The sequence below is a fragment of the Brevibacillus sp. SAFN-007a genome (assembly GCF_051967035.1).
Classification (GTDB): domain Bacteria; phylum Bacillota; class Bacilli; order Brevibacillales; family Brevibacillaceae; genus Brevibacillus.
Map to the genome: position 1 here is coordinate 527910 of NZ_JBQCKK010000001.1, position 26963 is coordinate 554872.

Annotated in this window: 28 protein-coding genes; all 28 read left to right on the forward strand. The window is 55.1% G+C overall.

The features are described from left to right. The first annotated feature begins 34 nt into the window (after window positions 1–34). Complete coding sequence (locus tag ACTHO6_RS02685; RefSeq protein WP_440239048.1) at window positions 35–2107, forward strand: methyl-accepting chemotaxis protein; 2073 nt, start codon at window positions 35–37, stop codon at window positions 2105–2107. A 99-nt stretch (window positions 2108–2206) separates the two neighbouring features. Further along, window positions 2207–3394, forward strand: a complete 1188-nt coding sequence (locus tag ACTHO6_RS02690; protein ID WP_440239050.1) for a D-alanyl-D-alanine carboxypeptidase family protein — start codon at window positions 2207–2209, stop codon at window positions 3392–3394. A 149-nt stretch (window positions 3395–3543) separates the two neighbouring features. Next, a complete protein-coding gene (gene spoIIAA, locus ACTHO6_RS02695; RefSeq protein ID WP_440239052.1) occupies window positions 3544–3894 on the forward strand; it encodes an anti-sigma F factor antagonist in 351 nt (116 codons plus the stop codon). Next, window positions 3895–4344 carry an anti-sigma F factor gene (spoIIAB, locus tag ACTHO6_RS02700; RefSeq protein ID WP_440239054.1) on the forward strand — a complete coding sequence of 150 codons (450 nt, stop codon included), beginning with the start codon at window positions 3895–3897 and terminating at the stop codon, window positions 4342–4344. Between the two features lie 11 nt (window positions 4345–4355). Next, window positions 4356–5111, forward strand: coding sequence for an RNA polymerase sporulation sigma factor SigF (gene sigF / locus ACTHO6_RS02705; protein ID WP_005827375.1), 756 nt, complete (start codon window positions 4356–4358; stop codon window positions 5109–5111). Window positions 5112–5285: 174 nt separating this feature from the next. Beyond that, window positions 5286–5900, forward strand: coding sequence for a stage V sporulation protein AA (locus tag ACTHO6_RS02710; RefSeq protein ID WP_440239059.1), 615 nt, complete (start codon window positions 5286–5288; stop codon window positions 5898–5900). Beyond that, entirely contained in the window at window positions 5897–6316 is a 420-nt protein-coding gene (locus tag ACTHO6_RS02715) for a stage V sporulation protein AB (protein ID WP_440239062.1), read from the forward strand. The genes ACTHO6_RS02710 and ACTHO6_RS02715 overlap by 4 nt, the downstream gene beginning before the upstream one ends. A gap of 105 nt (window positions 6317–6421) precedes the next feature. After that, entirely contained in the window at window positions 6422–6907 is a 486-nt protein-coding gene (gene spoVAC / locus ACTHO6_RS02720) for a stage V sporulation protein AC (RefSeq protein WP_440239064.1), read from the forward strand. Between the two features lie 14 nt (window positions 6908–6921). Continuing rightward, on the forward strand, window positions 6922–7947 hold the full coding sequence (spoVAD, locus tag ACTHO6_RS02725) for a stage V sporulation protein AD (RefSeq protein ID WP_440239066.1): 1026 nt from the start codon (window positions 6922–6924) through the stop codon (window positions 7945–7947). Further along, a complete protein-coding gene (spoVAE, locus tag ACTHO6_RS02730; RefSeq protein ID WP_440239068.1) occupies window positions 7947–8297 on the forward strand; it encodes a stage V sporulation protein AE in 351 nt (116 codons plus the stop codon). The genes spoVAD and spoVAE overlap by 1 nt, the downstream gene beginning before the upstream one ends. Window positions 8298–8329: 32 nt before the next feature. Next, on the forward strand, window positions 8330–8944 hold the full coding sequence (locus ACTHO6_RS02735) for a stage V sporulation protein AE (protein WP_440239070.1): 615 nt from the start codon (window positions 8330–8332) through the stop codon (window positions 8942–8944). Then, entirely contained in the window at window positions 8898–10370 is a 1473-nt protein-coding gene (locus ACTHO6_RS02740) for a spore germination protein (protein ID WP_440239072.1), read from the forward strand. Before ACTHO6_RS02735 ends, ACTHO6_RS02740 begins: the two co-directional genes overlap by 47 nt. Window positions 10371–10544: 174 nt before the next feature. Next, on the forward strand, window positions 10545–11867 hold the full coding sequence (gene lysA, locus ACTHO6_RS02745; RefSeq protein WP_440239074.1) for a diaminopimelate decarboxylase: 1323 nt from the start codon (window positions 10545–10547) through the stop codon (window positions 11865–11867). 129 nt (window positions 11868–11996) lie between these two features. Continuing rightward, on the forward strand, window positions 11997–13772 hold the full coding sequence (locus ACTHO6_RS02750; RefSeq protein WP_440239077.1) for an EAL domain-containing protein: 1776 nt from the start codon (window positions 11997–11999) through the stop codon (window positions 13770–13772). A gap of 67 nt (window positions 13773–13839) precedes the next feature. Then, window positions 13840–14274, forward strand: a complete 435-nt coding sequence (locus ACTHO6_RS02755) for a peptidylprolyl isomerase (protein ID WP_440239079.1) — start codon at window positions 13840–13842, stop codon at window positions 14272–14274. A gap of 135 nt (window positions 14275–14409) precedes the next feature. Next, window positions 14410–15078: a site-2 protease family protein gene (locus ACTHO6_RS02760; protein WP_440239081.1), complete on the forward strand. Its 669-nt coding sequence runs from the start codon at window positions 14410–14412 to the stop codon at window positions 15076–15078. A gap of 20 nt (window positions 15079–15098) precedes the next feature. Next, the gene (locus ACTHO6_RS02765) at window positions 15099–15860 is read left to right on the forward strand and encodes a segregation and condensation protein A (protein WP_440239084.1); all 762 of its coding nucleotides are present in this window, start codon (window positions 15099–15101) and stop codon (window positions 15858–15860) included. After that, entirely contained in the window at window positions 15850–16434 is a 585-nt protein-coding gene (scpB, locus tag ACTHO6_RS02770; RefSeq protein ID WP_440239087.1) for an SMC-Scp complex subunit ScpB, read from the forward strand. Before ACTHO6_RS02765 ends, scpB begins: the two co-directional genes overlap by 11 nt. A 96-nt stretch (window positions 16435–16530) precedes the next feature. Then, entirely contained in the window at window positions 16531–17700 is a 1170-nt protein-coding gene (locus ACTHO6_RS02775; RefSeq protein ID WP_440239089.1) for a D-alanyl-D-alanine carboxypeptidase family protein, read from the forward strand. Further along, window positions 17693–18283, forward strand: a complete 591-nt coding sequence (locus ACTHO6_RS02780; protein WP_440239091.1) for a nucleoside recognition domain-containing protein — start codon at window positions 17693–17695, stop codon at window positions 18281–18283. The genes ACTHO6_RS02775 and ACTHO6_RS02780 overlap by 8 nt, the downstream gene beginning before the upstream one ends. 11 nt (window positions 18284–18294) lie before the next feature. After that, window positions 18295–18828, forward strand: coding sequence for a spore maturation protein (locus ACTHO6_RS02785; protein ID WP_440239094.1), 534 nt, complete (start codon window positions 18295–18297; stop codon window positions 18826–18828). A gap of 113 nt (window positions 18829–18941) precedes the next feature. After that, window positions 18942–19691, forward strand: a complete 750-nt coding sequence (locus ACTHO6_RS02790) for a pseudouridine synthase (RefSeq protein ID WP_440239096.1) — start codon at window positions 18942–18944, stop codon at window positions 19689–19691. Between the two features lie 103 nt (window positions 19692–19794). Continuing rightward, window positions 19795–20322 carry a thiol-disulfide oxidoreductase ResA gene (gene resA / locus ACTHO6_RS02795; protein ID WP_440239098.1) on the forward strand — a complete coding sequence of 176 codons (528 nt, stop codon included), beginning with the start codon at window positions 19795–19797 and terminating at the stop codon, window positions 20320–20322. A gap of 8 nt (window positions 20323–20330) precedes the next feature. Continuing rightward, window positions 20331–21959: a cytochrome c biogenesis protein ResB gene (resB, locus tag ACTHO6_RS02800; RefSeq protein ID WP_440239100.1), complete on the forward strand. Its 1629-nt coding sequence runs from the start codon at window positions 20331–20333 to the stop codon at window positions 21957–21959. Window positions 21960–21983: 24 nt separating this feature from the next. Further along, window positions 21984–23213 (forward strand): cytochrome c biogenesis protein CcsA, encoded by a 1230-nt coding sequence (ccsA, locus tag ACTHO6_RS02805; RefSeq protein WP_440239103.1) that lies wholly within the window; start codon window positions 21984–21986, stop codon window positions 23211–23213. 90 nt (window positions 23214–23303) lie between these two features. After that, window positions 23304–24020 carry a response regulator transcription factor gene (locus ACTHO6_RS02810; protein ID WP_005835983.1) on the forward strand — a complete coding sequence of 239 codons (717 nt, stop codon included), beginning with the start codon at window positions 23304–23306 and terminating at the stop codon, window positions 24018–24020. After that, a complete protein-coding gene (locus tag ACTHO6_RS02815; protein WP_440239107.1) occupies window positions 24021–25847 on the forward strand; it encodes an ATP-binding protein in 1827 nt (608 codons plus the stop codon). Continuing rightward, a complete protein-coding gene (locus ACTHO6_RS02820; protein ID WP_440239110.1) occupies window positions 25825–26955 on the forward strand; it encodes an HAD family hydrolase in 1131 nt (376 codons plus the stop codon). The genes ACTHO6_RS02815 and ACTHO6_RS02820 overlap by 23 nt, the downstream gene beginning before the upstream one ends. Window positions 26956–26963 lie beyond the last annotated feature (8 nt).

Consider the following 26963-nt stretch of genomic DNA (forward strand, 5'->3'; position numbering starts at 1 on the left):
GGTAACAAGCAGGGTATGAAAAGGGGGCAGCATCATGAGTCGTTTTTTGTCGCCGAAATGGAAAAAGAAAGGGGCTGGGTTATCGCTTTTCCGAAAAGGAAACATCAAGAGCCTGCTCGCAACGGAAAAACTGCGGGGCTCTCTGGCAACAAAGATGATTGTCTTTGGCCTGATTCTCGTACTTATCATCATTGGTTCTCTGCAATACATAGCGCTGTCTTTTTCAAAAGCAACCTTGCTATCCATTACCTCCAAACAAGCGAAAATGCTGGCGGAGCAACACGCGGCCAGCATGGAAGACTGGATCAAGACGATCGTCAAGTCGGCAGAATCGGCGGCATCCAAGCGCGTCATGACGACAGAACTGGAACCGTTAATCATGGAACAGTTCACGCTGATGCGGCAGTCGCATAAGGAAATTGCCAAAATTTATCTGGTAGACAGTCAGACGGGAAAATCGCTGTATTCGCTAACCGGAAAAAACGAGATCGACTTCAAGCAAAAGCAGTATTACCAACGAGTCATGAGCACCGGGAAAACGGTCATCTCTGACGAGGAAGTCGTGGAAGGCAACGACAAGAGCTTTCTTTATATTGCGACACCTGTCGGGGAGAAAAACAACGATACAAGCCGGCTGTTTGTCGTCGGATTTGCCATCGACCAGATGACGCAAAAAGTTCCGCAAATCTCCTTCATGCAAAACGGCTACGCGTTTGTCGTTCGGCAGGACGGTTTGGTCGTCGCGCACCAGAATCCGCAAAACAACAGCAAGCTGGTGCTGGCGGGGCAGTCGGATTACGCGGAAATGCTGGAGCTGATGAAGCAGGAAACCAGCAACAGCCTGCTCTATTCCGATCACGGCAAGGATTCCTTCGCAGCCTTTGCGCCCATCCATTTGTTGAAGTGGAATGTCGTCCTGTCAACGGGCAGCGATGAAGTGTACGGCGAAGTGAATGGCATGTGGATGTACTTTGTCATCTTTAGCCTGCCGATCATGGCGCTGTCTGTATGGGCGATCTGGTGGTTTGCTAAGCGGATTCGCCTCTCCCTGTTTGCGATTGCAAAAGACATGGAGCGAATCGGCTCCGGCCACTTCGATATCCATGTCAATGTAAAGGGCAGGGATGAGCTGGCGATGGTTGGCCGAAAAATGAATGAGATGGCCGCCGAGCTGCGCAAGCTGATCGCACTCGTGCAGGGACAAGCCACTCAGCTGAACGTGGCGACGGACGAGTTGACGCAGTTTGCCCAGGACAACAAAGGGGCGATCAGCGTCATTACCGACAACATCTCGACGATCGCGCAACGCGTATCCACCCAGGCGAACGAAGTGCAGGCGACGGCGGCGACCGTCTCGGAAATCTCGCAAGGCGTCGAGCAGGTAGCCATCGCGGCGGAATCCACTTCGCTTGCGACCACACGCACGTTTGAGCGTGCCCAGGACGGCATGCAGCTGGTGGAGGACGTGATTGACACGGTTCGCCGTGCAACAGGCGAGGTGGAGCGCACAGCCACGCAAATGCACAGCTTGCGGGAGCGGGCTCGCGAGATTACCAGTATCGTGGAAATGATTACGAGCATCGCCTCGCAGACGAATTTGCTCGCGCTGAACGCGGCGATTGAGGCGGCACGTGCAGGCGAGGCGGGACGAGGGTTCTCCGTCGTGGCAAGCGAGGTGCGCAAGCTGGCGGAGGAGAGCAGCTCCTTCTCTGAGCGGATTGCCGCTATCGCGCACTCCATCAACGATGAAGCAATGGACATGAGCAAGCATATGGATGAAATCGTCAAGATGGTGGGCGGCGGGCTGAAGTCCGTCGAATCTGTCGGCACAACGTTCCAAAACATCGTGGCGGAGATTCAGTCGGCCGCGGAGCAAAGCGAGTCGATGACCGCCACTTCGGAAGAAATGGCGGCGGGCAATCAGGTGGTGACCAATTCCATGCAGCGTCTGGCCAGCATGTCGGATGAGATCAGCGCTTCGATTTCCGGGGTGGTCGAGACGGTCGACGAGCAGCTGCATACGATTGCACGCATCAATGAAAACGTGGAACAACTGAAAAAAATGGCAGACGAATTGACCGGAAACGTCAGCCGATTTGTGATCTAGCGAGAGTCCCTTCTGCGAACAGCGGAAGGGATTTTCTTTGTGAATATTTTCCTACCCCCTTGGTGAGAATAAAACCATGAATGGAGGGAAGGGACTGCTATGAAACGGATTGGATATCTGGCTTCTTGCTTCATCCTGTGTGTAACCATCTTTTCTCCGATGGGTGCGTTGGCAAAAGAAAAATCAGCTCCGCCAAACAGCGAGATGAATTTTGCCCCGCACGCCTCGTCTGCGATTATGATCGAAGCGGACACGGGGACGGTTTTGTACGAAAAAAATGCAAATGAAAAAATGCCACCCGCCAGCATTACGAAGGTGATGACGATGCTGTTGATTATGGAGGCGGTGGAGCGGGGAGAGCTTAAATTTACCGATAAGGTGAGAACGAGCGAAAAAGCTGCTTCGATGGGCGGTTCGCAAATCTTTTTGCAGCCGGGCGAGGAAATGACGGTCGAAGACATGATAAAAGGCATCGCGATCGCCTCGGGCAACGACGCTTCTGTGGCCATGGCCGAGCATCTCGCCGGAACGGAAGAGAGCTTTGTCAACCGGATGAACGAGCGGGCGAAGCAGTTGGGGATGAAAAACACGCATTTCGTCAACTCCAACGGCTTGCCTGCCGCCAATCACTATTCCTCTGCGGCCGATATCGCCATCATGTCGCGTGAACTGCTGAAGCACGAAGGGATTACGAAGTTTACCGGGACCTACCAGGATTATTTGCGCAAAGACTCGGCAAGCCCGTTCTGGCTGGTGAACACGAATCGGCTCGTCCGTTTTTACGAAGGAGTGGACGGACTGAAAACCGGATTTACCGGCGAAGCCAAGTATTGTCTGACCGCTACGGCCAAACGCAATAACATGCGGATCATTGCGGTCGTCATGGGCGAGCCGGACGTCAAAACGCGCAACAACGAGGTTTCCACCATGTTCAACTACGCCTTTACCCATTTTCAGGTGATGCCGATGTACAAAAAAGGCCAGGCGGTGGAGTCGCTCACGGTGGATAAAGGGCAGACGCCGCAAGTCAACGTCGTGACGCCGCAAGCGGTCAGCCTGCTGATGAGAAAAGGGGAAACGGCTGACACGTACACGAAAGAAATCGTCATGAATCGCTCCGTCAACGCTCCACTGGCGAAGGATCAGGTCGTTGGCCATATTTTCATCCGCACGAAGGATGGCCGCGAGATCAACCGGATTGACCTGTTCCCGGAGCAACAAGTGAATAAAGCGAACATGTGGGAGATTCTCAAGCGAACCACCAAGGCCGTATTGATCGGCTACTGACAGACCGCACAGAAGCGCGAAAAGAATCGAGTTGCCTCGAAAGCGATGGCGCGGCTGCTCGATTTTTTTGTTCTTTTGTCGCCTGGCAGGAATTGGTTTGTCCGAAGCAGAAAGAGAGGGGTATTCAAGGGAGAAGGAGTGAGTCAGCCATGAGTTTGCGGATTGACATGGAGACCCGGCAGGACGTGCTGGTGATCCGTTTGCAGGGAGAACTGGACCATCATACAGCGGAAGAGCTGCGAAGCAAAGTGGATGAACTTTTGCGTACCCCCGATATTCGTCATATCGTACTGAGCCTGGCTGATTTGGCCTTTATGGACAGCTCGGGCATCGGTGTGATTTTGGGACGTTACAAACAAATCTCCGCCCGTTCGGGTGAAATGTACGTATGCTCGATCAACCCCACCATTTACCGGATCTTTGAGATGTCTGGCCTGTTTAAGGTCATCAAGTTCCGCGAAAATGAAGCAGATGCACTGCTTGTTCTGGGGGTGGCGTAAGTGAAGGTACAGCGCAATTTTATGTCCGTATCGTTTGCAGCACTGAGCCAAAATGAGGCGTTTGCACGGATTGCGGTCGCTTCCTTTATCTCGCAGCTCGACATTACGATGGACGAACTGGAAGAGATCAAGACGGTTGTATCGGAGGCTGTCACCAACGCCATCATCCACGGCTATGACGAGAATCCGGAGGGGCTGGTCCATATCTCCGTGCGCATCGACGAGGGAGCGGTGGAGCTGGTCGTGGAAGACAACGGAAAAGGAATCGAGGATGTCGAGCAGGCCATGCAGCCGCTGTATACGACCAAGCCTGAGCTGGAGCGCTCGGGAATGGGCTTTACCATTATGGAGAATTTCATGGATTCTTTGGAAGTCGCGACGGCTGTTGGTAAGGGGACAACCGTTCGTCTGACCAAACGCCTGTCGTTTGCCAAAGCCTTGCAAAATTAGGGGTAGTGCCAATGGGTGCCGATATCAAAAATGCGAGTCAACCATTTCTGACCAATGACCAAGTGAAAGAGCTAATCGCCAAAAGCCAGGCTGGAGACACCGAAGCGCGCGAGCTTCTCGTGAACAGCAATATCCGGTTGGTCTGGTCCGTCGTCCAGCGTTTTATCAACCGAGGGTACGAAGCGGATGATTTGTTTCAAATTGGTTGTATTGGCCTCTTGAAAGCGGTGGACAAATTCGACCTTTCCTATGACGTCAGGTTCTCGACGTATGCCGTGCCGATGATTATCGGCGAAATCCAGCGGTTTTTGCGCGATGACGGGACGGTCAAGGTCAGTCGATCGCTCAAGGAGACCGCGAACAAGGTGCGACGAACAAAGGATGAACTGTACAAGCAATTTGGCCGCGCACCCACGATTGCCGAGGTGGCGGATGCCGTCGGGATCACGCCGGAGGAAGTCGTATTTGCCCAGGAAGCGAATCGGGCGCCCTCTTCGATTCACGAGACGGTCTTCGAGAACGACGGAGACCCGATTACGCTGATCGATCAGATCGCGGACGAAGGCGTGAACAAGTGGTTTGAAAAAATCGCACTGAAGGATGCGATCAGCCGATTGAGCGAACGCGAGCAGCTCATTGTCTATTTGCGCTACTACAAGGATCAGACCCAGTCTGAGGTGGCGGAGCGGCTCGGAATTTCCCAGGTCCAGGTGTCCCGTCTGGAGAAGCGCATTTTGCAAACGATCAAGGATCAGATCGAACACTGACAGCTGAATAAAAAGATGGAAAACACCGAAGCCTGCCGCTTGGGTGTTTTTTATTTGGCCTTCTGTCTGTCCACAAAGCCTGCAAATGGTAGAGGCTGCTTTTTGTGGTATGGGTTTTGGCGCAGGGCACATACTACGGAAGACATGAGCATGTTTTAGGCAGGAGGAGTTTTCATGAAAGACGCGCTGTTTCTCCGTCTGAGAAAGCGACTGGCCGTCAAGCCGGAGGCGATGATTACACTGGGCGATGTTTGTCAGCTTTTTTGGGATGGCGAACGCGAGGATGCGCTCAAGCGAATGCCCATCTATCAGGTAAAGCCGACAGACGGAAACTTGATCGTCGTCGACATCATGCAAGTGATCCAAAAAATCCGTTCCGTTTACCCGGAGGTCGAGCTGGAGATCCAGGGAGCGCCGCAAATTATTGTGGAAGTATTGAATCCGCGGAAAAAAGCCAACCCCGTCCTGGTAGCGCTCGTCTGGCTGCTTTTGTTTATCGGCTCGGGCCTTGCGATCATGAATTTTCACACGGACGTCAGCATGCGCGAGGTGCACGAACGCATCTTTTATCTCATTACCGGCGAGCGGAGCGAACAGCCGCTCTGGCTGCAAATTCCGTATTCGATTGGGATTGGCATGGGGATGATTCTGTTTTTTAACCATATTTTCAAGAAAAAAATCAATGAAGAGCCAAGCCCCCTGGAAGTAGAGCTGTTCATGTACCAGCAAAGCCTTGACCAGTATTACATCCAGAACGAGAACAAAGAAAATCAGAAAACGAAACTATGAGCATATGGATATGCGGTTTGCTGGTCCTGATTGGTGTGGGGGGCGGACTTGCGGTGGGGAGCGGGCTTGTTGCTTTCATTACGGTGCTGGACATTATCCCGAGGCTGACGCAGCTGACCAACGCGCACCGTCAGATTCGCGCGCTGGAGTGGGCCTTGGTGATGGGCGCGCTTTTTTTTACGCTGATTGATTTTTTTCACGTCAATGCCCATTTCCCTGTCGTGTTTACGGCGCTCTATGGGCTGTTTGCGGGCGTATTTGTCGGCACGTTGGCCGCCGGGTTGACGGAGGTGCTGAACGTCTTTCCGATTTTGGCCAAACGGATCAGCATGGATGGCAGTCTGTTGTTTCTGTTGATGGCGGTTGTGTTTGGAAAAGTCACAGGCTCGCTATTGCAATGGCTTCTGCATCTGTAGTCTGGAAAATACCGCCATTCATAGGCGAAGTTTGAAGAAGGAAAGCTAGAGATAGGAGAAGGTGTAGCTGGCAGGAGCCAGGGACTTACGAAGGAGTGAAAGGGCATGGCAACCAAAACGAAATCCCAATCGCGCGGATCGATGCAGATGACGAAACAGCTCTATCAGCAGCAGGCGTCGAAGTATCAGCCGAAGCGAAATGTCCTCTTGAACTCGCTGCGGGCGTTTTGGGTCGGGGGGACGATTTGTCTGTTGGGGCAAGCGATCCAAAACATGTATATCCATTTTTTCGGCTTTACCGAGAAGACGGCGAGCAATCCGACGGTTGCGACGCTGATCTTTTTATCGGTGCTGTTGACGGGGCTCGGCGTCTACGACAACATTGGCCAATACGCCGGGGCAGGCTCTGCCGTTCCGGTAACGGGCTTCGCCAACTCCATCGCTTCCGCCGCCATTGAGCATCGCAGCGAGGGACTGGTGCTCGGCGTGGGCGGCAACATGTTCAAACTCGCAGGCTCCGTCATTGTGTTTGGGGTGGTGGCGGCCTTTGTCGCCGGCATTTTAAAAAGCTTGTACCACATGTTCGTCTGACGGGAGGGCTGTCTGTGTCAAGCAATCCAGATCAAAAACGCGTGAGCCGCCAGACCTGGCGCTTCGACCAGAACGTCCGCCTGCAAAGCGCGGCGGTCGCGGTAGGGCCGAAGGAAGGAGAAGGGCCACTGGCCGCTTTGTTCGACGTGATTCACGACGACATGTATGCGGGGCAGGATACGTGGGAGAATGCGGAGCGGAAGCTGATGGAGGACGCCGTCTCCACGGCTCTGAAAAAAGCAGGCGTGACCGGACAGGACGTCGATCTCATTTTGGCGGGCGATCTGCTGAATCAGAACATCACGACCAACTTTACGGCGGAGAAGCTGGAAATTCCGCTTTTGGGCATGTACGGAGCTTGCTCGACTTCCATGCTGACGCTGGCGACGGCAACGGCCTTGGTAAACGCCGGCTATGCAGACAGAGCGGTGGCCGCCTGCAGTAGCCATAACGCCACGGCAGAGCGGCAGTATCGCTATCCGACCGAATACGGCGGGCAAAAGCCGCCGACAGCGCAATGGACCGTGACGGGAGCGGGAGCCGGGCTGATTGGCATCGGGGGGACGGGACCGCGGATTACGTATGCGACGATGGGAAAAGTGGTGGACATGGGCATAAAGGACCCGCTGGACATGGGGTCAGCAATGGCTCCTGCGGCCGTCTCGACTTTTTTGGCGCATTTTCACGACACGGGACGAGAGCCAAAAGACTACGATCTGATCGTGACGGGCGACTTGGCAGCAGTCGGTTACCCGATCGTCAAAGAGCTGATGCTTACAGAAGGCTACGATATGGACGGGGTGTACAACGACTGCGGCCTGATGATTTACACGCCGGATCAGGACGTATTCGCAGGCGGAAGCGGTTGTGCCAGCAGCGCGGTTGTGACCTACAGCTACATCTTGGACCAGTTGAACCGCGGTTTGCTGAAAAAAGTGTTGGTATGCGCCACGGGTGCTCTGCTCAGTCCGGTCAGCACCCAGCAAGGCAATTCCATTCCGTGTATCGCGCATGCGGTTGCGCTCGAAGGAGGACAATGATGGAATACGTGATTGCGTTTGTCGTAGGAGGACTGGTCTGCGTCATCGGGCAATTGCTCCTCGATGTCGGCAAGCTCACTCCGGCCCATGTGATGAGCACATTGGTCGTGTCGGGGGTTGTACTCGATTTTATCGGCGTGTACGACAAGTTCATTGATTTTGCCGGGGCCGGGGCTACGGTCCCGATTACGAGCTTCGGACATGCGCTGTACCACGGAGCGATCAGCGAAGCCGAGCAACACGGCCTGATCGGCGTTGCTACCGGCATTTTCGAGGTTACCAGCGCAGGGATATCGGCTGCGATCGCGTTCGGTTTTTTCGCTTCGCTCGTCTTCAAACCGAAGGGCTGACGCTTTCTGGGAGCAGGGACGGTGAGCAAACGATGGAGGAACAGCGGCGCAAAGTCATCCTGGTGACAGATGGCGACCATATCGCGCAAAAGGCAATCGAGAGTGTCGCAAGAGAGCTGGGGGGCAGGTGCATATCGCTGTCTGCCGGCAATCCGACCCCTGTTTCCGGCAAGCAGGCGGTGGAGCTGATCAAGATGGCGCCCCACGATCCGGTCATCGTCATGTTCGATGACAACGGCGATTTTGGCAAAGGGCGTGGGGAGCGGGCAATTGAATACGTCGCCAAACACCCGGACATCGAAGTAATCGGCGCGATCGCGGTCGCCTCCCATACGAGAGGGGTACACGGAGCTACGGTTGCCTATTCCGTCGACAACCGGGGGCAAATCGTCACGGAGGCAGTCGACAAAGACGGATATGCAGATGAACAGCTGCACCACCAGATTTACGGCGACACCGTGGATATTTTGAACACCTTGAAGCTGCCTCATGTCATCGGCATCGGAGACATCGGGAAAATGGAGGGGCGCGACAGCTTGCAGAACGGCTGCCCGATTACGAAAAGGGCGGTGCAATGGATCATGGAAAGGAGCGGATCGCATGGCGCAAGTAACGGAAAAGAGACGACCGATCTCGGACCGCATTGAGGAAAACAAGGATTATTTGAACGACAGGCTCGGCGTCGGGAAAAGCTTTGATATCGGGGTCCATGAATTTTTTGTGGGCAATACGAAGCTGCTTTTGTATTACATAAACGGATTTGCGGAAAGCCTGCTCGTCTCGCAAATCATGCGGGAGATCAATGACTTGCGCGGCGGCAGAGATTTCGCGGATCATCTGTTTGATACCTTGTTTTACAAATTCATTCCGTACTACCAGTTGACCAAAGTCGATACGACCGACGAGTTCATGGACAAGCTGCTGGTGGGGCAGGTTGGGCTTATCATCGACCATTGTTCCCATGCGATCCTCATGGATACGAAAGTGCTGCCCACGCGTTCCCCGCAGGAGCCGGATACGGAGCGGATTGTACGCGGAGCGCACGATGGCTTCACAGAGACGCTCGTGACCAATACGGTGCTGACGCGAAGAAGGATACGCGACGAGCGGTTGCGCTTCGAGATCATGCAGATCGGCGAACGCACCAAAACGGATGTCGCAGTCGCGTACCTGCAAGATGTAGCCAACCCGGATCTGGTGGAGGATTTGAAAGAACGGCTGCAAAATATCCAGATTGACGGCATCCCGATGGCGGAGAAGACGATTGAGGAATTTATCATCGGGAAAACGCTGAATCCGTTTCCCCTGGTTCGCTATACCGAACGCCCCGATGTGGCGGCGGTTCACCTCCTGGAAGGGCATGTGCTGATTTACGTCGACACATCGCCGAGTGTCATGATTACCCCTGCGACTTATTTTCACCACGTTCAGCACGCGGAGGAATACCGCCAGACCCCTGTAGTCGGGGCGTACTTGCGCTGGGTTCGTTTCTTCGGAATTTTGGTTTCCGTGTTCGTGTTGCCGATCTGGCTGCTCCTGGTCATGCATCCGTCGATGATTCCAGATTCGCTACATTTTATCGGGATCAAGGAAAAAGGCAGCATTCCGCTGCTGGCGCAATTTATCATGGCGGAGCTTGGGCTGGATCTGATGCGAATGGCGGCGATCCATACCCCCACACCGCTCTCGGTCGCGATGGGTCTTTTGGCCGCGATCCTCGTGGGAGATGTGGCAATCAAAGTCGGGCTGTTTGCGCCGGAGGTCATCTTGTATCTCGCTGTGGCCGCCATCGGCATGTTTGCGACACCAAGCTACGAGCTGAGTCTTGCGAATCGGCTGGTGCGCATTTTCCTGATCCTGATGGTCGGCTTCTTCGCTACCCCGGGTCTGACGATCGGCTTCCTCGTGGTCCTGGTCTGCCTGGCTGCGACACGTTCGCTCAACACGCCGTATTTGTGGCCGTTCATTCCTTTTAACTACAAAGCGATGAAGGATGTCGTCGTTCGTCTGGCGGTACCGAGCAAAAACCGTCGTCCGAGCATCGTTCGCTCACAGAATTCCTCCCGTCAATAATATTCTGAAAACGGATTTCATCACCCATTGTCAAAAGCACAGCCTTGTAGTAAATTGAATGGGAAGCCTTACGATGCTTGTTATGTATGGCAACTGACGCGTTTGGGTCGGTTGCCTTTCTCTATAGGATCAGGGCTGGTAGAATCGGCGGGAGTAGACTGGGAGGAGCCAATCATGTTTTTACACGGGACAAGTCGAGTGAACGAACAGGGACATCTGGAGATCGGGGGCTGTGATACGACCAGCCTGGTAGCTGCGTACGGCACGCCGCTGTACGTATACGACGAGGCGCACATTCGCGCCAAGTGCCGCAGCTTTGTAGAGGCGTTCAGCCAGACGGGATTCTCGTTTCAGGTAGCATATGCAAGCAAAGCGTTCTGCACGATGGCCATGTGCAAGCTGATCGAGGAAGAAGGTCTTTCTCTCGATGTCGTATCGGGCGGAGAGCTGTACACGGCGTTGCAGGCAGGATTTCCGGCAGAGCGCATTCATTTCCACGGCAACAACAAATCGATCGACGAAATCAACATGGCACTGGATGCCAAGATCGGCTGTTTTGTGGTAGACAATTTTTATGAGCTGCACCTGCTTGCCGATCTGGCCCAGGAACGCGGCGAAAAGGTGGCGGTTCTCCTGCGCGTGACGCCAGGGGTGGAAGCTCATACGCACGAATATATTTCCACGGGGCAAATCGATTCCAAGTTTGGCTTCGACGTGCAAAACGGGCAAGCGCTGGAAGCGATCCGCTATGCCTACGAAAGCAATCATCTGCACCTCCTGGGCGTTCATAGCCACATTGGCTCGCAAATTTTCGAGACAGATGGCTTCCTCGTTGCGGTGAAGCGTTTGGCAGAGCTGTTGGGGGAAGCAAAAGAGCAGCTCGACTTCCTGCCAGAAGTGCTGAACGTTGGCGGGGGCTTCGGAATCCGCTACGTGGAGGGCGACACGCCGCTGCCTGCCGAGACGTACATCAAGGCGATTGCCGATGTCGTTCGCGAAGAGCTGACGGCGCGCGAGATTCCGCTCCCTGAGCTGTGGATTGAGCCAGGCCGCAGCATCGTAGGGGAAGCAGGGACTACGTTGTACCGAATCGGTTCCCAAAAAGAAATACCGAACGTCCGCAAATACATCGCAGTGGACGGAGGCATGACGGATAATTTGCGTCCTGCCCTGTATCATGCGCAGTATGAGGCGGCGATTGCCAACAAGATGAATCAGCCGGCCAGCGAAGTCGTCTCGATCGCGGGCAAATGCTGCGAGTCCGGCGACATGCTGATCTGGGACGTGAAGCTGCCGCCGGCTAGTCCGGGAGATATTTTGGCTGTGAGCAGCACAGGAGCTTACGGCTATTCCATGTCCAACAACTACAACCGCATCGCTCGTCCGGCTGTTGTCTTCGTCAAGGACGGAGAGGCCGAGCTGGTTGTGAGACGCGAGACATACGCAGATGTGGTCGCCCACGATCTTTTGCCAAAACGGGCGCAACTGCAACGTTAGGCGAAACAGCATCCCCAACCCTTTTCGCTCGTGTGGCGGAAGGGTTTTTTTATATTCCCTTCATCCCGCATTCACCCAAAATTCAATCTTCCCTGCCATAATGAAGCTGGCGAGGAGGACAGATCCAACATGTTGTCGACTCTCATCAGACTGTTTCGGGGAGTTCCCCCTTATTTTCCGGATCAGCGCGAATGGATGAAGGCCATCATGCGACAGGAGATGGACAAAGGCCGCCACGTCGTCTTGTTTTACGTGGACATCGTGAATAGGACCGAAACACAGCAGCGCTACGGGGCTACGAGCGCCAAGCGGATGCTGCCCGTTTTGGCAGAAATACTGCCAGCGGTGGCCCGCCAGGCGCTAGAAATCAAAGGCCGGATTTTGACGATTCAGCAACTGGGGGGTGACGATTTTGCCATCTACGGTTCCTTTGGCGGGCAGGTGAGCGACGAAGACTGCCGACTGCTCTCCCTTCATGTGCAGGAAGTGGCGGAGCGCCGGCTACATGAACAGGTCGGCCTCGGCCAGCGCGAGGACTTGCGCGTCCGGATTGGCTACGCCCGGATGGCAGGGCGCGATATCGCGCAGGAGATGTACACCTCTCTGAAGCAAGCTGTCCACATGGCCAAATACGGGCTCACTTCGGAAGCCTATACGCACATCACTCGCTTCCACACGCTGCTTGCTGAAGAACATGTGCAGATGCATTTCATGCCGATCATTCATCTGCCGGACTGCCGCGCCTTGGGCTGGGAGGCACTGGCCCGCGGCCCGCAAAACAGCCCGTTTGCCACGCCTGCCGCTTTGTTCCACTACGCGGAAGAGACGGATACCGTTTTTCGCCTGGAGCAGATTTGTCGCAAGCGGGCGCTGGAGCAGCTACGCTATCTGAATCCCGGCGAAAAGCTGTTTATCAACCTGGACCCGCGTGCGATCGACGATCCTTATTTGCTGCGGGGAAACGTCCAGAACATGCTTGCCGACTACGGCCTCCACCCGCACAACATCGTCTTCGAAATTACCGAGCGTCACGCGATCACCAACTATCCGCTTTTCCGCAAAGTGATCGAGGCCTATCGCAAAAAGGGCTATATGATTGCGGTAGACGACGCCGGAGCCGGCTACTCTAGCCTGGAATCCATTACGGAAATTGATCCCGACTTTATCAAGCTGGACATGTCGCTCATCCGCAACATTGATGTCGACCCGATCAAGCAGGCGTTGTTGGAGACGTTCGTGTCGTTTGCCGAGAAGGTTCGCTGCAAGATCATCGCGGAGGGGATCGAGACGGAGCGCGAACTGGAAACCTTGATCGAGCTTGGCGTGGTCTACGGTCAAGGCTATTACTTGGGCAAGCCGGACAGAGGGATGGCGCAGGTGTCCGGCCAGGCGATGAATGTTTTGCGATCTATGCAGGAAAAACGAAGAGAAGGCGAACGGCAGGCGCTCTGCACGATGCCGGATATGACGGAAATCATGGCGAAGACGATTTGCGTGGAAAAGCACGTCCGCGTTCGCCAGATTCACGACATTTTTAAGCAAAACCAGCGAATCGAAAGTGTGGTCGTGCTGGAGGAGGGGCGACCGCTCGGGTTGGTCATGCGCTTTTCCCTCTCTCACATTCTCGGCGGGCCATACGGCATTGCCCTCTACTACGAGCGGCCGGTTTCGCACATCATGAACACGAATCCGCTTTTGGCCAGCAGAACAGACAGACTCGATGAGGTAGCCAAGCGAGCCATGGCGCGGGACCCGTACCACCTCTATGACGTGGTCATCATCGTCGGGGCGCAAAAGGAATACCTTGGTATTGTGAGCGTACAAACCCTGCTCGACAAAATGGCGTCCGTCAAGCTGGCCGGAGCAAAACAGGGTTCCGGCCTGTACACGAGCGCGGAAACCTGAATTGGACGGCAACGGTAGCGCGTGGTAAAATGGGAACGTTAACTTTACAAGGTCTGGAGGCTCATCCATGAAAAAAGCGCACATTACCATGGAAAATGGAAATCAAATCGAGCTGGAGCTGTTCGATCAGGAAGCTCCGGGAACCGTTGCGAACTTTGAAAAGCTGGCAAACGAAGGGTTCTACAACGGTCTTTCTTTTCACCGTGTCATCCCTGGATTCGTCGCACAAGGCGGGTGCCCGTATGGAACAGGCACAGGCGGGCCAGGCTACACCATCAAATGTGAAACAAAAGGAAACCCGCACAAGCATCTGCGCGGTGCGCTCTCCATGGCGCATGCAGGCAAGGACACAGGCGGCAGCCAGTTCTTCATCTGCTACGATGCTTTCCCGCACCTCGATGGCGTACATACCGTGTTTGGCCGCGTGACTTCCGGCATGGAGCATGTTGACGCGATCAAGCAAGGCGACAAAATGGCAACCGTAAAAGTCGTAGCCGAATAATCAGCGTTTTGCAGCACCGGCGGGCCCCATGCTTGCCGGTGCTTTTGCGCTGCGAAGAGACTTGTAAGCCTATCCATCTGCTGGTATCCTAGTGGATAGACAATTTTTTGCCGAGAGGCTGTGAAGGGGGAACCAATGGATCTTTTTCATTTTGATTGGAAAACGGTACCGTTTCGCATGATTGCATTCGTTATCGCTTTCAGCTTGCACGAATGGGCGCACGCGTTTGTCGCCTGGAAGCTGGGTGACAATACCGCTAAAGATGAGGGCCGTTTAACGATAAATCCCATTCCGCATATCGATCCGTTCGGTTTGATCCTCATTTTGTTTGGACCGTTCGGCTGGGCCAAGCCTGTGCCGATCAATCCGCTGCATTTTCGCGGGAACAAGCGGCTGGGCATCGTGTACGTGTCAGCGGCGGGGCCACTGATTAATCTGGTGCTGGCGATTCTGTTCTGCGTCATTTACATACTGGTAAGCCTTTCTGGCGTGATGGACGGCATGGGCGAGAAAACAGCATTTGCGCTGGAGACGACGATGAGGTTCTGTATCATCATCAATATCGGTCTGTTTGTGTTCAACCTGCTGCCGGTTCCGCCGCTCGACGGGTACAAAATCGTGCGCTTCCTGTCTCCGCGAAGATGGGATGGCGCCTTTTACAACTTTGAAATTTACGGTCCGTGGCTGTTGCTGCTCCTGATCTTTATCCCCGGAGTCAGCTCCACGATTTTCGGGGTTCCCATGAGCATGATGCTGATCCTGGTGCAACAGATTGCGGCCGACATCGTAAGTGCGTTCATCTAAAGGAAACGAGGGGACGTCTTTTGGCATACAGCATCAAACTTGATTCCTTCGAAGGACCCCTTGACCTTTTGCTACATCTGATCGACAAGGCCGAAGTGGACATTTACGACATTCCGATAGCGGAAATCACCGAACAATACCTCGCGACAATCGATCACATGCAACAGCTCCAGCTGGACGTCGCCAGCGAGTTTGTCGTCATGGCGGCGACGCTTCTCTCGATCAAGAGCAAGATGCTGCTGCCGAAAAAGGAAGAGCATGTGTTTCAGCCGTTTCTCGATATGGATGTCGAGGAAGCGGATCCGCGCGAGGAACTGGTGGCGCGACTGCTGGAGTACAAGCGCTACAAGCTGCTGGCCGAACAACTGCGCGAAATGGAAATCGGCCGCAATCAGGTGTTTACCCGGCCTGCCGAAAGTCTGGCGCCGTACGTGCGCGAAGAAGAGCATACGGTCAAAAATGTGACCTTGTACGATCTGATTCACGCGCTGGAAAAGCTGGTGCAACGAGCAAAAGAGAAGGAACCGCTGACAAAGGTTTCTCGCGATGAAATCTCCATCAAAGACCGGATGACCCAAATTCGTCAGCGGGTGCGTGCCGCTGGCGGAATGGTGCGTTTTTCCCAGCTTTTTTCCAAAATGGCTACGCGTTCGGAAATCGTGACGACATTTCTCGCTTTGCTGGAGCTGATGAAGGCCAAGCACATCACTTGCATACAAAATCAATTGTTTCAGGACATCATGATTTGTGATGCGGAAGGAGCCCAAAACGATGGACTATGACAAGCTGAAAGGCGTGATCGAAGGCTTGCTGTTCATCTCGGGAGATGAAGGCATTGATGCCAAGGAGATCAGTGAAATCGTCGAGGTGTCGGAAGAAGAGGTCGTTGATTTGATCGAGGACATGAAAGCGGATTTTCGCCGGGCAGGGCGCGGCGTTCAAATCGTGGAAGTGGCCAAGGCGTATCAATTGACCACCTTGCCCGAGCATGCGCCGTATTTTGAGCGACTGGCAACCTCGCCGGGACAATCGACACTGTCCCAGGCAGCCTTGGAGACGCTCGCCATCATTGCCTACAAGCAGCCTTTGACGCGCTCTGAAATCGAAGAAATACGCGGGGTAAAATGCGAAAAGGCGCTCAATACGCTTTTGTCGAAACAGCTGATTCGCGAAGCGGGCAGAGCCGAGGGGATCGGACGCCCGATTTTGTATGCGACGACCAAGGAATTTCTGGAGCATTTTGGCTTGCGGGAAATTTCTGATCTGCCGGAGCCGCCTGTCAATCTGGATATCGAGGAAGTTCGCATGGAGGCATCTGCGCTTTTCGGCAAACCGGAAGAAAAGACAAACGACTAGTCGCTCCGAACAGTTTTTCGTACTACCTCCCGACTCGTCCCCATATATATGTACAAACCTGTGTATCGTTGTACTTTTGGGATGGGGAGGACGTTTATGAACGTGCGAAAACTTCTGTCCGGCGGACTCGTCGTTTTTCTTTTTATACAGCTCCTGCTGGCTCCGGCACCAAAAGCAGAAGCCCAAGCGCCGCCAAGCCTGTCTGCCGAGGGGGCGGCCCTGATTGATGTAGCCAGCGGGCGGATTCTCTACTCGAAAAACGGCTCGAAAAAAATGCGGATTGCCAGCCTGACGAAGACGATGACGGCGATCGTGGCGATTGAAACGGGGAAGCTGGACGAGGTGGTGACCGTACCGCCGGAAGCGGTGGGCGTCGAAGGCTCGTCGATCTACCTGAAGCGCTCCGAGAAGCTGACGCTGGAGGAGTTGCTCTACGGTCTGATGCTTCGCTCGGGAAACGACGCTGCCGTCACCATCGCTACCCATATCGGCGGCTCAGTCCCGGGCTTTACGTATTTGATGAATGAAAAAGCCGCCATGATCGGGATGGAGCACACGAATTTTACCAATCCGCACGGGCTTGATGACAGCAACCAGCACTACTCCACGCCGGAAGATATGGCGAAGCTGTCCGCCTACGCCTTGCGCAATCCCGTCTTTCGCCAGATCGTGTCCACCAAAGTCAAGGATATCTCCTGGGAAGGCGAGGAGTGGGACAGACGGCTGTTGAACAAAAACAAGATGCTGCACCTGTACAACGGAGCGGACGGCGTCAAAACCGGCTATACGAAGCTCGCCAAGCGTTGCCTCGCCGCATCGGCCACGCGCGACGGAAGGCAGCTGGCGACGATTACGCTGAACGCTTCCGATGACTGGAACGATTCGGCGAAGCTGTTGGACTACGGATTTGCCCAGTTTCCGGTGAAGCAGCTGGTCGGGGCGGGGCAGGACGTCCAGCCGGAGATGCCGCTCACGATGGAAGCAGGGACCCATCTGGTGACGCAAAGCGCGTTTCGCTATCCGCTCCAGACGGCGGAGGAGGCGGGGATCAAGCAGCGCGTGGTAGTGGGCCAATCGACGATTACCCCGAAGATGGATGGGCAGCTTGTCGGCTTTTTGCAGCTGTATTTGAAGGATACGATGATCGGGCAGGTTCCGCTGCTCGTGCGCGCGGACGGCCCGACGAGCAGCCAGCCGCTGACGGGCGCGCATGCATTTTGGAAGCAACTCTGGGACATTGTGGCAGGGGGGCTGTGGAGTGCTTAATGTCATATGGCTCGGATTGATTGTGACAAGCATCGTGGTGGCAGCCGTCACGGGGCGGATGGAAGCGGTCAACGCCGCCGCCTTCGAAGGAGCAAAAACGGGCGTCACCGTATGCTTTGGCCTGCTGAGCGTGCTGGCGTTCTGGATGGGCATCATGAAGGTGGCAGAAAAGTCGGGGCTGCTAGCGCTGTTGTCCAAGGTCCTGTCTCCGGTGATCCAGCGGCTGTTTCCCGATGTGCCAAAAGGTCACCCTGCCATGGGCTACATTTTGTCGAACATGAGCGCCAACCTGCTCGGGCTGGGCAACGCGGCGACGCCGATGGGACTGAAAGCCATGGAAGAGCTGCAAAAGCTCAATCCGGATAAGCAGCACGCCTCCCCGGCGATGTGTACCCTGCTTGCCATCAATACAGCGAGCATCACGATTATTCCTACCACGATGATTGCCATTCGGATGCAGTACGGCTCGGCTAATCCGGTGGAGATTGTCGGCACGACGCTGGTCTCTTCCTTTGCGGCAACGATCGTGGCGCTTCTCATCGACCGCTGGTATCGCTATCGTCATTTACGACGTCACAATTAGGGGGAAACCGTATGTACCAATGGGTATCCCTGCTCTCGCTATGGGCGATTCCCGTTACGATCGCGTTTGTCCTGGTGTATGGGTGGCACAGGCAGGTTCCGGTTTACGAAACGTTTGTCGAAGGGGCAAAAGGGGGGCTGACCACGACCATCCGCATCCTGCCCCACCTGATTGCGATGATGGTCGCCGTCAGCATGTTTCGCGAATCGGGGGCGCTGGATTTGCTTTTGCGAGGGATCAAGCCTGTGCTCGACCTCTTGCATTTTCCCGAAGAACTGGTTCCGCTCGCTCTATTGCGCCCGTTGACCGGGACGGGCTCGCTTGCGATTGCGACCGATTTGATCGCCCAATACGGGCCGGACTCGTTTTTCGGCCGATTGGCGGCCACGATGCAAGGCAGTACAGACACGACGCTGTACGTCTTGACCGTGTACTTCGGCGCCGTCGGGATTCGCAATTCGAGCTACGCGCTGAAAGTAGGTCTGTGGTCAGACCTGGCCGGCGTCATTTTTTCCTTGCTGATCGTCTCCTATGTCTTCTCCTGAAGGGAATACAACCATGTGGATCGAGAAAACTTCCTCGCGCGTCGGGGAAGTTTTTCCCTTTTTCTTGTCCACACTGGTAAGAATGGGTATGATGAGGGAGAGGTGATCCAACAATGGAACGTTTGCAAAAGGTATTGGCACATGCTGGAGTCGCCTCTCGCCGGCATTGTGAGGAATTGATCGCACAGGGACACGTGCAGGTAAACGGCCAGGTCGTGCACGAGCAAGGGAGGAAGGTCGATCCGGCGACCGACCGGATTACGGTCCATGGCCGGGAAATCGCGCTGGAGGAGCACGTCTACTATTTGCTGTACAAGCCGACGGGCGTCATTACCAGCGTCTCCGATCCCCGCGGACGGCGGGTTGTGACCGACTTGCTGACAGGAGTAAAGGAGCGCGTCTATCCGGTAGGAAGGCTCGACTATGATACGTCAGGCTTGCTCTTGCTGACGAATGACGGCGATCTCGCCAACAAGCTTGCCCATCCGAGCTATGAGATCGACAAGGTGTACCGCGCCTGGGTACGGGGCGTGCCAAGCCCGGACAAGCTGAAAAGGCTCGCGACCGGAATTCGTCTGGAGGACGGCATGACTTCGCCGGGAGCGTCCAGACTGGTGAAGGCAGAACCGGGCAATGCGAAGGCACTCATCGAGTTGACGATCCACGAAGGACGGAATCGGCAAGTCCGCCGGATGTGCGAAGCGATTGGCCATCCCGTTTTGAAGCTGGAGCGCATTCGCATCGGGTTTTTGACGCTGGAAGGATTGCGGCCGGGCCAGTATCGTCCGCTGTCGCGCCAGGAGGTAGACAAGCTCCGGCAGGGACTGGTTCCAACCAGGCGGAGCCGAGGGGCTAAACCGTGATTCGTTCAAAATCTGTTCATAAGTTATGCGCTGGCGGAAAATCCAGGAACGCTATAATGGAATGGGCTGCAATTTATTCGTAGTAGATGGGAGTATGGGCATCATGAACAAAAGCAATCGTACATACGTCAGAATCGCGGTGCTGGGCCTCTTGCTTGTCGCCCTGGTCTTTGCTCTCTACTCCAGCTTCGTGAAGGACCCGAATGCGGTAAAAGTAGGGAGAGACGCCCCGAATTTCAGTCTGGAACAGCTGAACGGACCCGAACTGGCTCTCGACGATTTGAAGGGGAAAGGCGTCGTGCTAAACTTTTGGGGGACGTGGTGTGAACCCTGTAAAAAGGAAATGCCGGCCTTGCAGGAGCAGTACAACAAGTTCAAAGACAAAGGGCTGGTTGTACTCGGTGTGAACATCGGAGAGTCTCCCGTGGCTGTCGAGCCATTTGTCAAACAGTTCGGCGTCGATTTTCCGATTTTGCTGGACCGCCAGTCGCAAATTACGAAGCTGTACCGGATCGGTCCGATTCCCACGACCTTTTTCATCGCGCCAGATGGAGAAGTCAAGGAAATTGTGATCGGGCAATTAAATGAGGCGATGATTACGGACAAACTGTCCAAAATTTTGCCTAAGTGAGGAGCCATATGGATCAGCGAAAATGTGAATGCGGACATACGAATCCCGTCGGAACGCTGCTCTGTGAATTCTGTGGGAAGCCGTTGAATGTGGAAGTTTTCGAGCAGACACAGTTTCCCGACATGCGCTACGAAGGGATGGCACGGCGTTCCCAGACGTACACGAAAAAGGGGATTGACCAGATCTGGAATACCTTTTCTTCGGTCCGATTTGCAATCGGTATCATTGTGGTGATTCTGGTTGCTTCTGCGGTCGGAACGGTGTTTCCGCAGCAGCAATACATACCTGTTCCGGTGCCGACCGAAGCCGATGTGGCGCGGTTCTACACGGAGACGTACGGAACGCTTGGCACCGTGTACTACGAGCTTGGATTTCACAATCTATACTCTTCCTGGTGGTTCGTGACGCTTCTTGTCCTGTTGGGAACCTCGCTGGTCGTTTGCAGTCTTGACCGGGTCGTTCCGCTCTACAAGGCGCTCAGCAAGCCGCGCCTCAACCAGCACAAGTCGTTCTTGAAGGGACAGAAGCTGTTTGCCGAAGGAGAGCTGGCCCCGGAAGCAGATCCGGCTGCACTTTTGGATGACGCGGCCATGGTCCTGAAGAAAAAAGGCTACCGGATTTTCCGGGCAGAACGGGCGATACTGGCCGAAAAAGGCCGCTTCAGCCGCTGGGGGCCGTATATTAACCACATCGGCTTGATTCTGTTTCTGATCGGTGTGCTCATGCGCAACATTCCCGGCTTTTACCTGGACGAGTTCGTCTGGGTGCGCGAGGGACAAACGGTTGCGATACCAGAGACGCCCTACTATATAAAAAACGAGAACTACGAGACGGAGTACTGGTCGGAAGAAGAAATGCCCGAGAAACTGGAGCTGAACGGGGGAGTGATCCCGAAAAAATTCCAGACCGATGCCGTCCTGTATGTGAACAAAAACGCGGACGTACCGGGGAAAAAGCCCGATTTGGTAGAAGTGCAAAAAGGGCCGATTATCGTCAACCATCCGATGATAGAGGGAGATATTGCGATCTATCAGTCAGGGGTGCAGGAGATGCAGCTCGGCGCTCTCAATTTTGTTCTGGTTGACGTGAAAAACGGAGACAAGGAGCTGGGCGCGTTCAAGGTCGATCTGTACAATCCGGCACCAGAGCAAGAGGTCGCAGCCGGGATCAAAGTGCGGGTCCTGGATTACTTCCCGGATTTTATCATGGGCAAAGACGGCAAGCCTGCTACGCAGACCAATCTGCCGAAAAATCCGATGGTCGCGCTGGAGGTCTTTGATGAAGCCACGCAGCAAAGCGAAAAGCTGGTGTATTTACAAGGATCGGTTCTGACGCAAAAAGCGGATGGCCGCTTCGGCCTGACTTTCCACAAGCCCGATCTGATCGACATTTCCGGCTTGAACGTACGGATCGACAAGGCTGTGCCGCTGATTTACTTCGGCGCGTTCATCTTTATGATCGGGGTGGCAATGGGCTTCTTCTGGCAGCATCGCCGCATCTGGGTGCAGACGCAGGACGGAACGATTTTGCTGGCGGCGCATACGAACAAAAACTGGTTCGGACTTCGCCGGGAAGTAGACGGATTGGTGGAACAGGTGCGGCTCCCTGTCACGATTGAAGAAAAAACGAGGGCGTAAAAGCTCCAAGGGGGTACACTCGACGTGCAGCTCATACAATTGAGTGACTGGTTACTGGATATTGCGTTTTTGCTGTACGTAATCTCGTCGATTGTGTTTGTGGTGGCGATGACGGGGAAAAACTGGGCGGGACGCGATCCGAAACAACATGAGGAACGGTATGGCCGGATTGCCTATTGGCTTGCTGTCGTTGGCTTTCTGGCGCAGACAGGCTATGTGATTGCCCGCTGGATTGGCGGCGGACACAGCCCGACGAGCAACATGTTTGAGTTTATGGCCTTTTTGGATTACTGTATCATCCTGGCCTATCTGATTCTGTACCGCATCTACAAGCTGACGGTCATCGGGGCGTTCGTCCTTCCGCTCGGGGTTATCATGCTCGCGTATTCCTACGTGTTCCCGAAGGAAGTGACGCCGCTCATTCCCTCGCTGCAAAGCTACTGGCTGCACATTCACGTGACCACGGCGGCGCTGGGAGAAGGGATTCTCGCAGTCGGTTTCGCGGCGGGCCTGATGTATTTGATCCGCACGGTCCCGCAAGAAATATCCGTGCGCAGCACCAAGTGGCTGGAATTCGTGCTGGCTGTCGTTTTGATGCTCGTAGGGTTCATTTTGATGGAATCCACGTTTTCCAGAATGGAACAGCGGACGATTTTTGAAATGAACATGGAGCAGATGAACGCGGTCGGCGAGATGGAAAAGGTACGGGTAGAGTACACGATGCCAGCGATCGTCGCTCCGGCCGATTCGAAAATTGTACAAGCCGGGCCGATGACTCCGTGGTTTGAAGCTCCGACCTGGATGGAAGGCAGGGACGCCGCGCGCAAATTGAATACGATGCTGTGGTCGATCATCACGGGTGTGGTCCTGTACGGCGCATTGCGCCTGGTGTTCCGCAAGCGTCTCGGCGCTGTGATCCGGCCTTCTCTGGAAGGCATCGAACCCGAGCTGCTCGATGAAATCAGCTACCGGGCCATCAGTATCGGCTATCCTGTGTTCACCTTGGGCGCCTTGATTTTTGCCATGATTTGGGCACAGGAAGCATGGGGACGATTCTGGGGCTGGGATCCGAAAGAAGTGTGGGCGCTCATCGTCTGGCTGTTTTACAGCGCGTATTTGCACCTGCGCTTATCCCGCGGCTGGATCGGCGCGAAATCAGCCTGGATGTCCGTCATCGGATTCGTTATCATTTTAATTACACTGGTCGTGGTCAATCTGGTCATAGCCGGCTTGCACTCTTACGCAGGCGTGTAACATAACTCTTATAAAAAGCTGGTGATGGCGCCAGCTTTTTGGACTATCTTCAACCCGTTGTACGATACCATTGGCGAAGAGGTGTTAGACATGGAAAAAATGGCACGTATTCTCGTAGTAGATGATGAGGAGCGCATTCGCCGTCTGCTGAAAATGTATCTGGAAAGAGAGAACTTCCTCATCGACGAGGCCGACAACGGCGAGCAGGCTGTAGAGATGGCGGTCGGCAGCGATTACGACATTATTTTGCTCGACCTGATGCTTCCAGGAATGGACGGTATTGAAGTATGCCAGCGCATTCGCGAGTTCAAGGCAACCCCGATCATCATGCTCACGGCAAAAGGCGAGGAAACCAACCGCGTGCATGGCTTTGAGGCGGGGGTGGATGACTACGTGGTCAAGCCGTTCAGCCCGCGCGAGGTGATGTACCGGGTAAAAGCGATTCTTCGCCGTTCCTCCGCTACCGCCTACTTGAAGACGGAGACGTTCAACAGCCACTCGGTGCTGGTTTTCCCTGAGCTGACGATCGACCATGACGCGCACAAAGTCATTGCGAGCGGCCAGGAAGTGAGCCTCACGCCAAAAGAGTACGAGCTGTTGCACTATCTCGCGCTGTCGCCGGACAAAGTGTTTACGCGCGAGGAACTGCTCAAGGATGTCTGGCATTACGAGTTTTTCGGAGACTTGCGGACGGTAGATACGCACATCAAGCGGCTCCGCGAAAAATTGAACCGGGTCTCTCCGCAGGCGGCCAATATGATCGCGACCGTCTGGGGAGTCGGCTACAAGCTAGAGGTGCCGAAATAAGTGGACGTTATTTTTCGCAGCGTTGTCGGGAAGCTATGGATGACGATCATTGCTTTGTTTGCGCTTGTGTTGACGATCTTCAGCCTGCTGCTCGTGCAGTCGTTTGACAGCTTCTACAGCAACCGTCAGACCAAAAACTTGCAGGAGCTGGCAGAGGGGCTGTCCAAGGGCCTGGCAGCGAGCCCGGACAAGCGCAAAGCGCTGGAAATGGCTGCGACCTTTGGGCTTGTCCACCATACGGGAATGGTCGTGCTGGATGAAAACCGCCAGGTCATTGGAAAAAGCGAAGGCAACGGCTTGCCGGACATTCCGGTCGAGCAGCTGCTGAAAGACGAGGCCCTGCATCTGTCCGAAGCCTTGGCCGGAAAACGTCCCGCGCCGCAACGGATCTATTTGCAGGTGGCCTCGAACAACCCCAATGACCATATGAGCAGCGTCCAAATGCTCGCGGTGGCGGTGCCGTTGGAGGTCACGCCGGGCAAACAGGGCGCGGTGGTGATGTACCAGGCTGTCGAAGATTTTGACGATACCGTAAACGAAGTGAGATTTTTGATTTTTATCGTCGGCGTGATTGCATTCGTTTCGACGACGGTCTTCGCTTTCTTCCTGTCCTCGCGGATTACGATTCCGCTGCGGCAGATGAAGGAGACGGCGCACCGGATCGCGGAAGGCGATTTTCATGCGGAGGTTCCGATCAGAACGACAGACGAAACAGGCGAGCTGGCGGCCTCGTTCAATACGATGGCAAGCAAGCTGAATCAGCTTGTCGACGCCTTGTCCAAGGAAAAGGAGCAGCTCGCAAGCGTCCTGCGCTCGATGGTGGACGGGGTGGTCATGATCGACGCCAACGGGAAAATTGCCGTGACGAATCCGCCGGCCGAGCGGTTTTTGCGCGATTGGAAGTTCGAGCATCAGGACGAGCAGGTGCCGCTGTTTACCTATTACCAGCAAGTCGTGCAAACCGGGCAGGAGGTTACCGAGGACATTCCCGTGCAGGGCCGCATTTGGGCACTGGTCATGGTGCCGCTCAATGATCGGGAGCAAATCCGCGGGGCGGTCGCCGTCCTGCGCGACATCACCCAGGAGCGAAAGCTGGACAAAATGCGCAACGATTTCGTGGCGAATGTCTCGCACGAGCTGCGCACGCCGCTGTCCATGCTGCAAGGCTATAGCGAGGCGATCGTCGACGATATTGCCACAACGCCCGAAGAGCACAAGGAGCTTGCGCAAATCATTTACGACGAGTCGGTGCGGATGACCAAGCTGGTCAATGAACTGCTCAGCCTGGCACGCATGGAAGCCGGTCACGTCGAGCTGTTCCAGGAGATTGTGGAGCTGCGTCCTTATTTGGAGCGAATTCAGCGCAAGTTCACCAATCTGGCCCGGGAGAGCGGCATTACGCTGTTCTTGGAAGTGACGACGTCGCACAGCGAGGTCTATATCGATCCGGATCGGATGGAGCAGGTGCTGACCAACCTGATCGACAATGCGCTCCGGCACACGCCGAGCGGAGGCAGCGTCACGATTCGCGCGCGTGGCGACAAGACGTTGCTGATCGAGATCAGCGATACGGGCAGCGGGATTCCGCAGGAGGATTTGCCGTTTGTGTTCGAGCGCTTCTACAAGGCCGACAAGGCGCGGACACGCGGGCGTGTCGGCGGGACCGGACTTGGCCTGGCCATCGCGCGAAACATCGTCGAAGCGCACGGCGGGACAATCGGCGTGCAAAGCAAGCTGGGAGAGGGTACGACCTTTACGATTGCCTTGACGGTACAGGCGAAAACAACTAGGAGTGTAGAGAGAGATGATCAAAACGATCTTGTTTGACGTGGATGGGGTTATGCTCAGCGAAGAACGCTATTTCGATGCTTCCGCGCTGACGGTATGGGAGCTGTTGTTCAGTCCGGTGTACCTCGGATTGCAGGGGGACTCCTTTACTCCGGCGCCCGAAGAAGCGGAAATCCGGCGTATTCGCGAGCAAGTCTTCGCGCAGGAGGAAGTGTTGCAGTTCATCAAGTCTCGCGGCATCAATTCGAACTGGGATATGGTCTTTCTCGCCTTTTCCTATCAGCTGATCCGTTTGATCGAGCGGCTCAAGCCGCAAGTACCGGAAGCGGCAAGCCTGCTCACCGTTCCGCTGGAGCGGCAAGAGCTCGCCCGGCTGCGCGAATGGGCACGCGTCTACGCTCCTGATTTTCAAGTCGAGTACGCGGCCTTTCTCGCTGACTTTGCCAAAAGCTCGGCGCAAAAGGCAGACCTGCTTCTGTATGTGAACGAGTTGGCCCGCGAGCGGTGCGGAGTGGAAACGAGGATGTTCGCCCCGAACTGCGCGCTGTGGCAGCTGGTGCAGGAAACGTTTCAGGAATGGTATCTGGGCGATGAGCGCGTAGCCGCATCAATCGGGCGCGAAACGATGCAGCCAGGCAAAAAGGGCTTCCTGACAGACGAGATTCCGATTGTGCCGCCTGAAGACATGATCGAGCTGTTCCGTACGTTACAAGCACGCGGATACACGCTCGGCATCGGCACAGGCCGTCCCAGCATCGAGACGCACGTTCCGTTGCGCGAGATGGGCCTGCTGGAGTGGTTTGACCCCGAACGCATCGTGACCGCCTCTCATGTGCTCGCAGCAGAAGAGAACTGCCCGGATTACGTGCCTTTGTCCAAGCCGCATCCGTTTTCGTATCTGAAAGGCATGCTCGGGCTGTCCACCCCGGACCTTGACGTGATCCAATATCCGCTGCCGATCGCCAATGGCGAAGAAGTGCTGGTTGTGGGAGACTCCCTGGCCGATTTTCTCGCGGCTCGCTCCATCGGCTGCCAGTTCGCGGCGACACTCACCGGATTGTCCGGTCAGGCAGCCCACAGCCAATTTGAAGAAAGGCAAGCCGACTACATATTGGATGACATCCGTGACCTTGTGGACGTTTTGTAGGAAGCGCA

Coding starts and splice junctions, on each gene's coding strand:
- ACTHO6_RS02685 (WP_440239048.1), top strand. CDS start 35: ATGAGTCGTTTTTTGTCGCCGAAATGGAAAAAGAAAGGGGCTGGGTTA.
- ACTHO6_RS02690 (WP_440239050.1), top strand. CDS start 2,207: ATGAAACGGATTGGATATCTGGCTTCTTGCTTCATCCTGTGTGTAACC.
- spoIIAA (WP_440239052.1), top strand. CDS start 3,544: ATGAGTTTGCGGATTGACATGGAGACCCGGCAGGACGTGCTGGTGATC.
- sigF (WP_005827375.1), top strand. CDS start 4,356: ATGGGTGCCGATATCAAAAATGCGAGTCAACCATTTCTGACCAATGAC.
- ACTHO6_RS02710 (WP_440239059.1), top strand. CDS start 5,286: ATGAAAGACGCGCTGTTTCTCCGTCTGAGAAAGCGACTGGCCGTCAAG.
- ACTHO6_RS02715 (WP_440239062.1), top strand. CDS start 5,897: ATGAGCATATGGATATGCGGTTTGCTGGTCCTGATTGGTGTGGGGGGC.
- spoVAC (WP_440239064.1), top strand. CDS start 6,422: ATGGCAACCAAAACGAAATCCCAATCGCGCGGATCGATGCAGATGACG.
- spoVAE (WP_440239068.1), top strand. CDS start 7,947: ATGGAATACGTGATTGCGTTTGTCGTAGGAGGACTGGTCTGCGTCATC.
- ACTHO6_RS02735 (WP_440239070.1), top strand. CDS start 8,330: ATGGAGGAACAGCGGCGCAAAGTCATCCTGGTGACAGATGGCGACCAT.
- ACTHO6_RS02740 (WP_440239072.1), top strand. CDS start 8,898: ATGGCGCAAGTAACGGAAAAGAGACGACCGATCTCGGACCGCATTGAG.
- lysA (WP_440239074.1), top strand. CDS start 10,545: ATGTTTTTACACGGGACAAGTCGAGTGAACGAACAGGGACATCTGGAG.
- ACTHO6_RS02750 (WP_440239077.1), top strand. CDS start 11,997: ATGTTGTCGACTCTCATCAGACTGTTTCGGGGAGTTCCCCCTTATTTT.
- ACTHO6_RS02755 (WP_440239079.1), top strand. CDS start 13,840: ATGAAAAAAGCGCACATTACCATGGAAAATGGAAATCAAATCGAGCTG.
- ACTHO6_RS02760 (WP_440239081.1), top strand. CDS start 14,410: ATGGATCTTTTTCATTTTGATTGGAAAACGGTACCGTTTCGCATGATT.
- scpB (WP_440239087.1), top strand. CDS start 15,850: ATGGACTATGACAAGCTGAAAGGCGTGATCGAAGGCTTGCTGTTCATC.
- ACTHO6_RS02775 (WP_440239089.1), top strand. CDS start 16,531: ATGAACGTGCGAAAACTTCTGTCCGGCGGACTCGTCGTTTTTCTTTTT.
- ACTHO6_RS02785 (WP_440239094.1), top strand. CDS start 18,295: ATGTACCAATGGGTATCCCTGCTCTCGCTATGGGCGATTCCCGTTACG.
- ACTHO6_RS02790 (WP_440239096.1), top strand. CDS start 18,942: ATGGAACGTTTGCAAAAGGTATTGGCACATGCTGGAGTCGCCTCTCGC.
- resA (WP_440239098.1), top strand. CDS start 19,795: ATGAACAAAAGCAATCGTACATACGTCAGAATCGCGGTGCTGGGCCTC.
- resB (WP_440239100.1), top strand. CDS start 20,331: ATGGATCAGCGAAAATGTGAATGCGGACATACGAATCCCGTCGGAACG.
- ACTHO6_RS02810 (WP_005835983.1), top strand. CDS start 23,304: ATGGAAAAAATGGCACGTATTCTCGTAGTAGATGATGAGGAGCGCATT.
- ACTHO6_RS02820 (WP_440239110.1), top strand. CDS start 25,825: ATGATCAAAACGATCTTGTTTGACGTGGATGGGGTTATGCTCAGCGAA.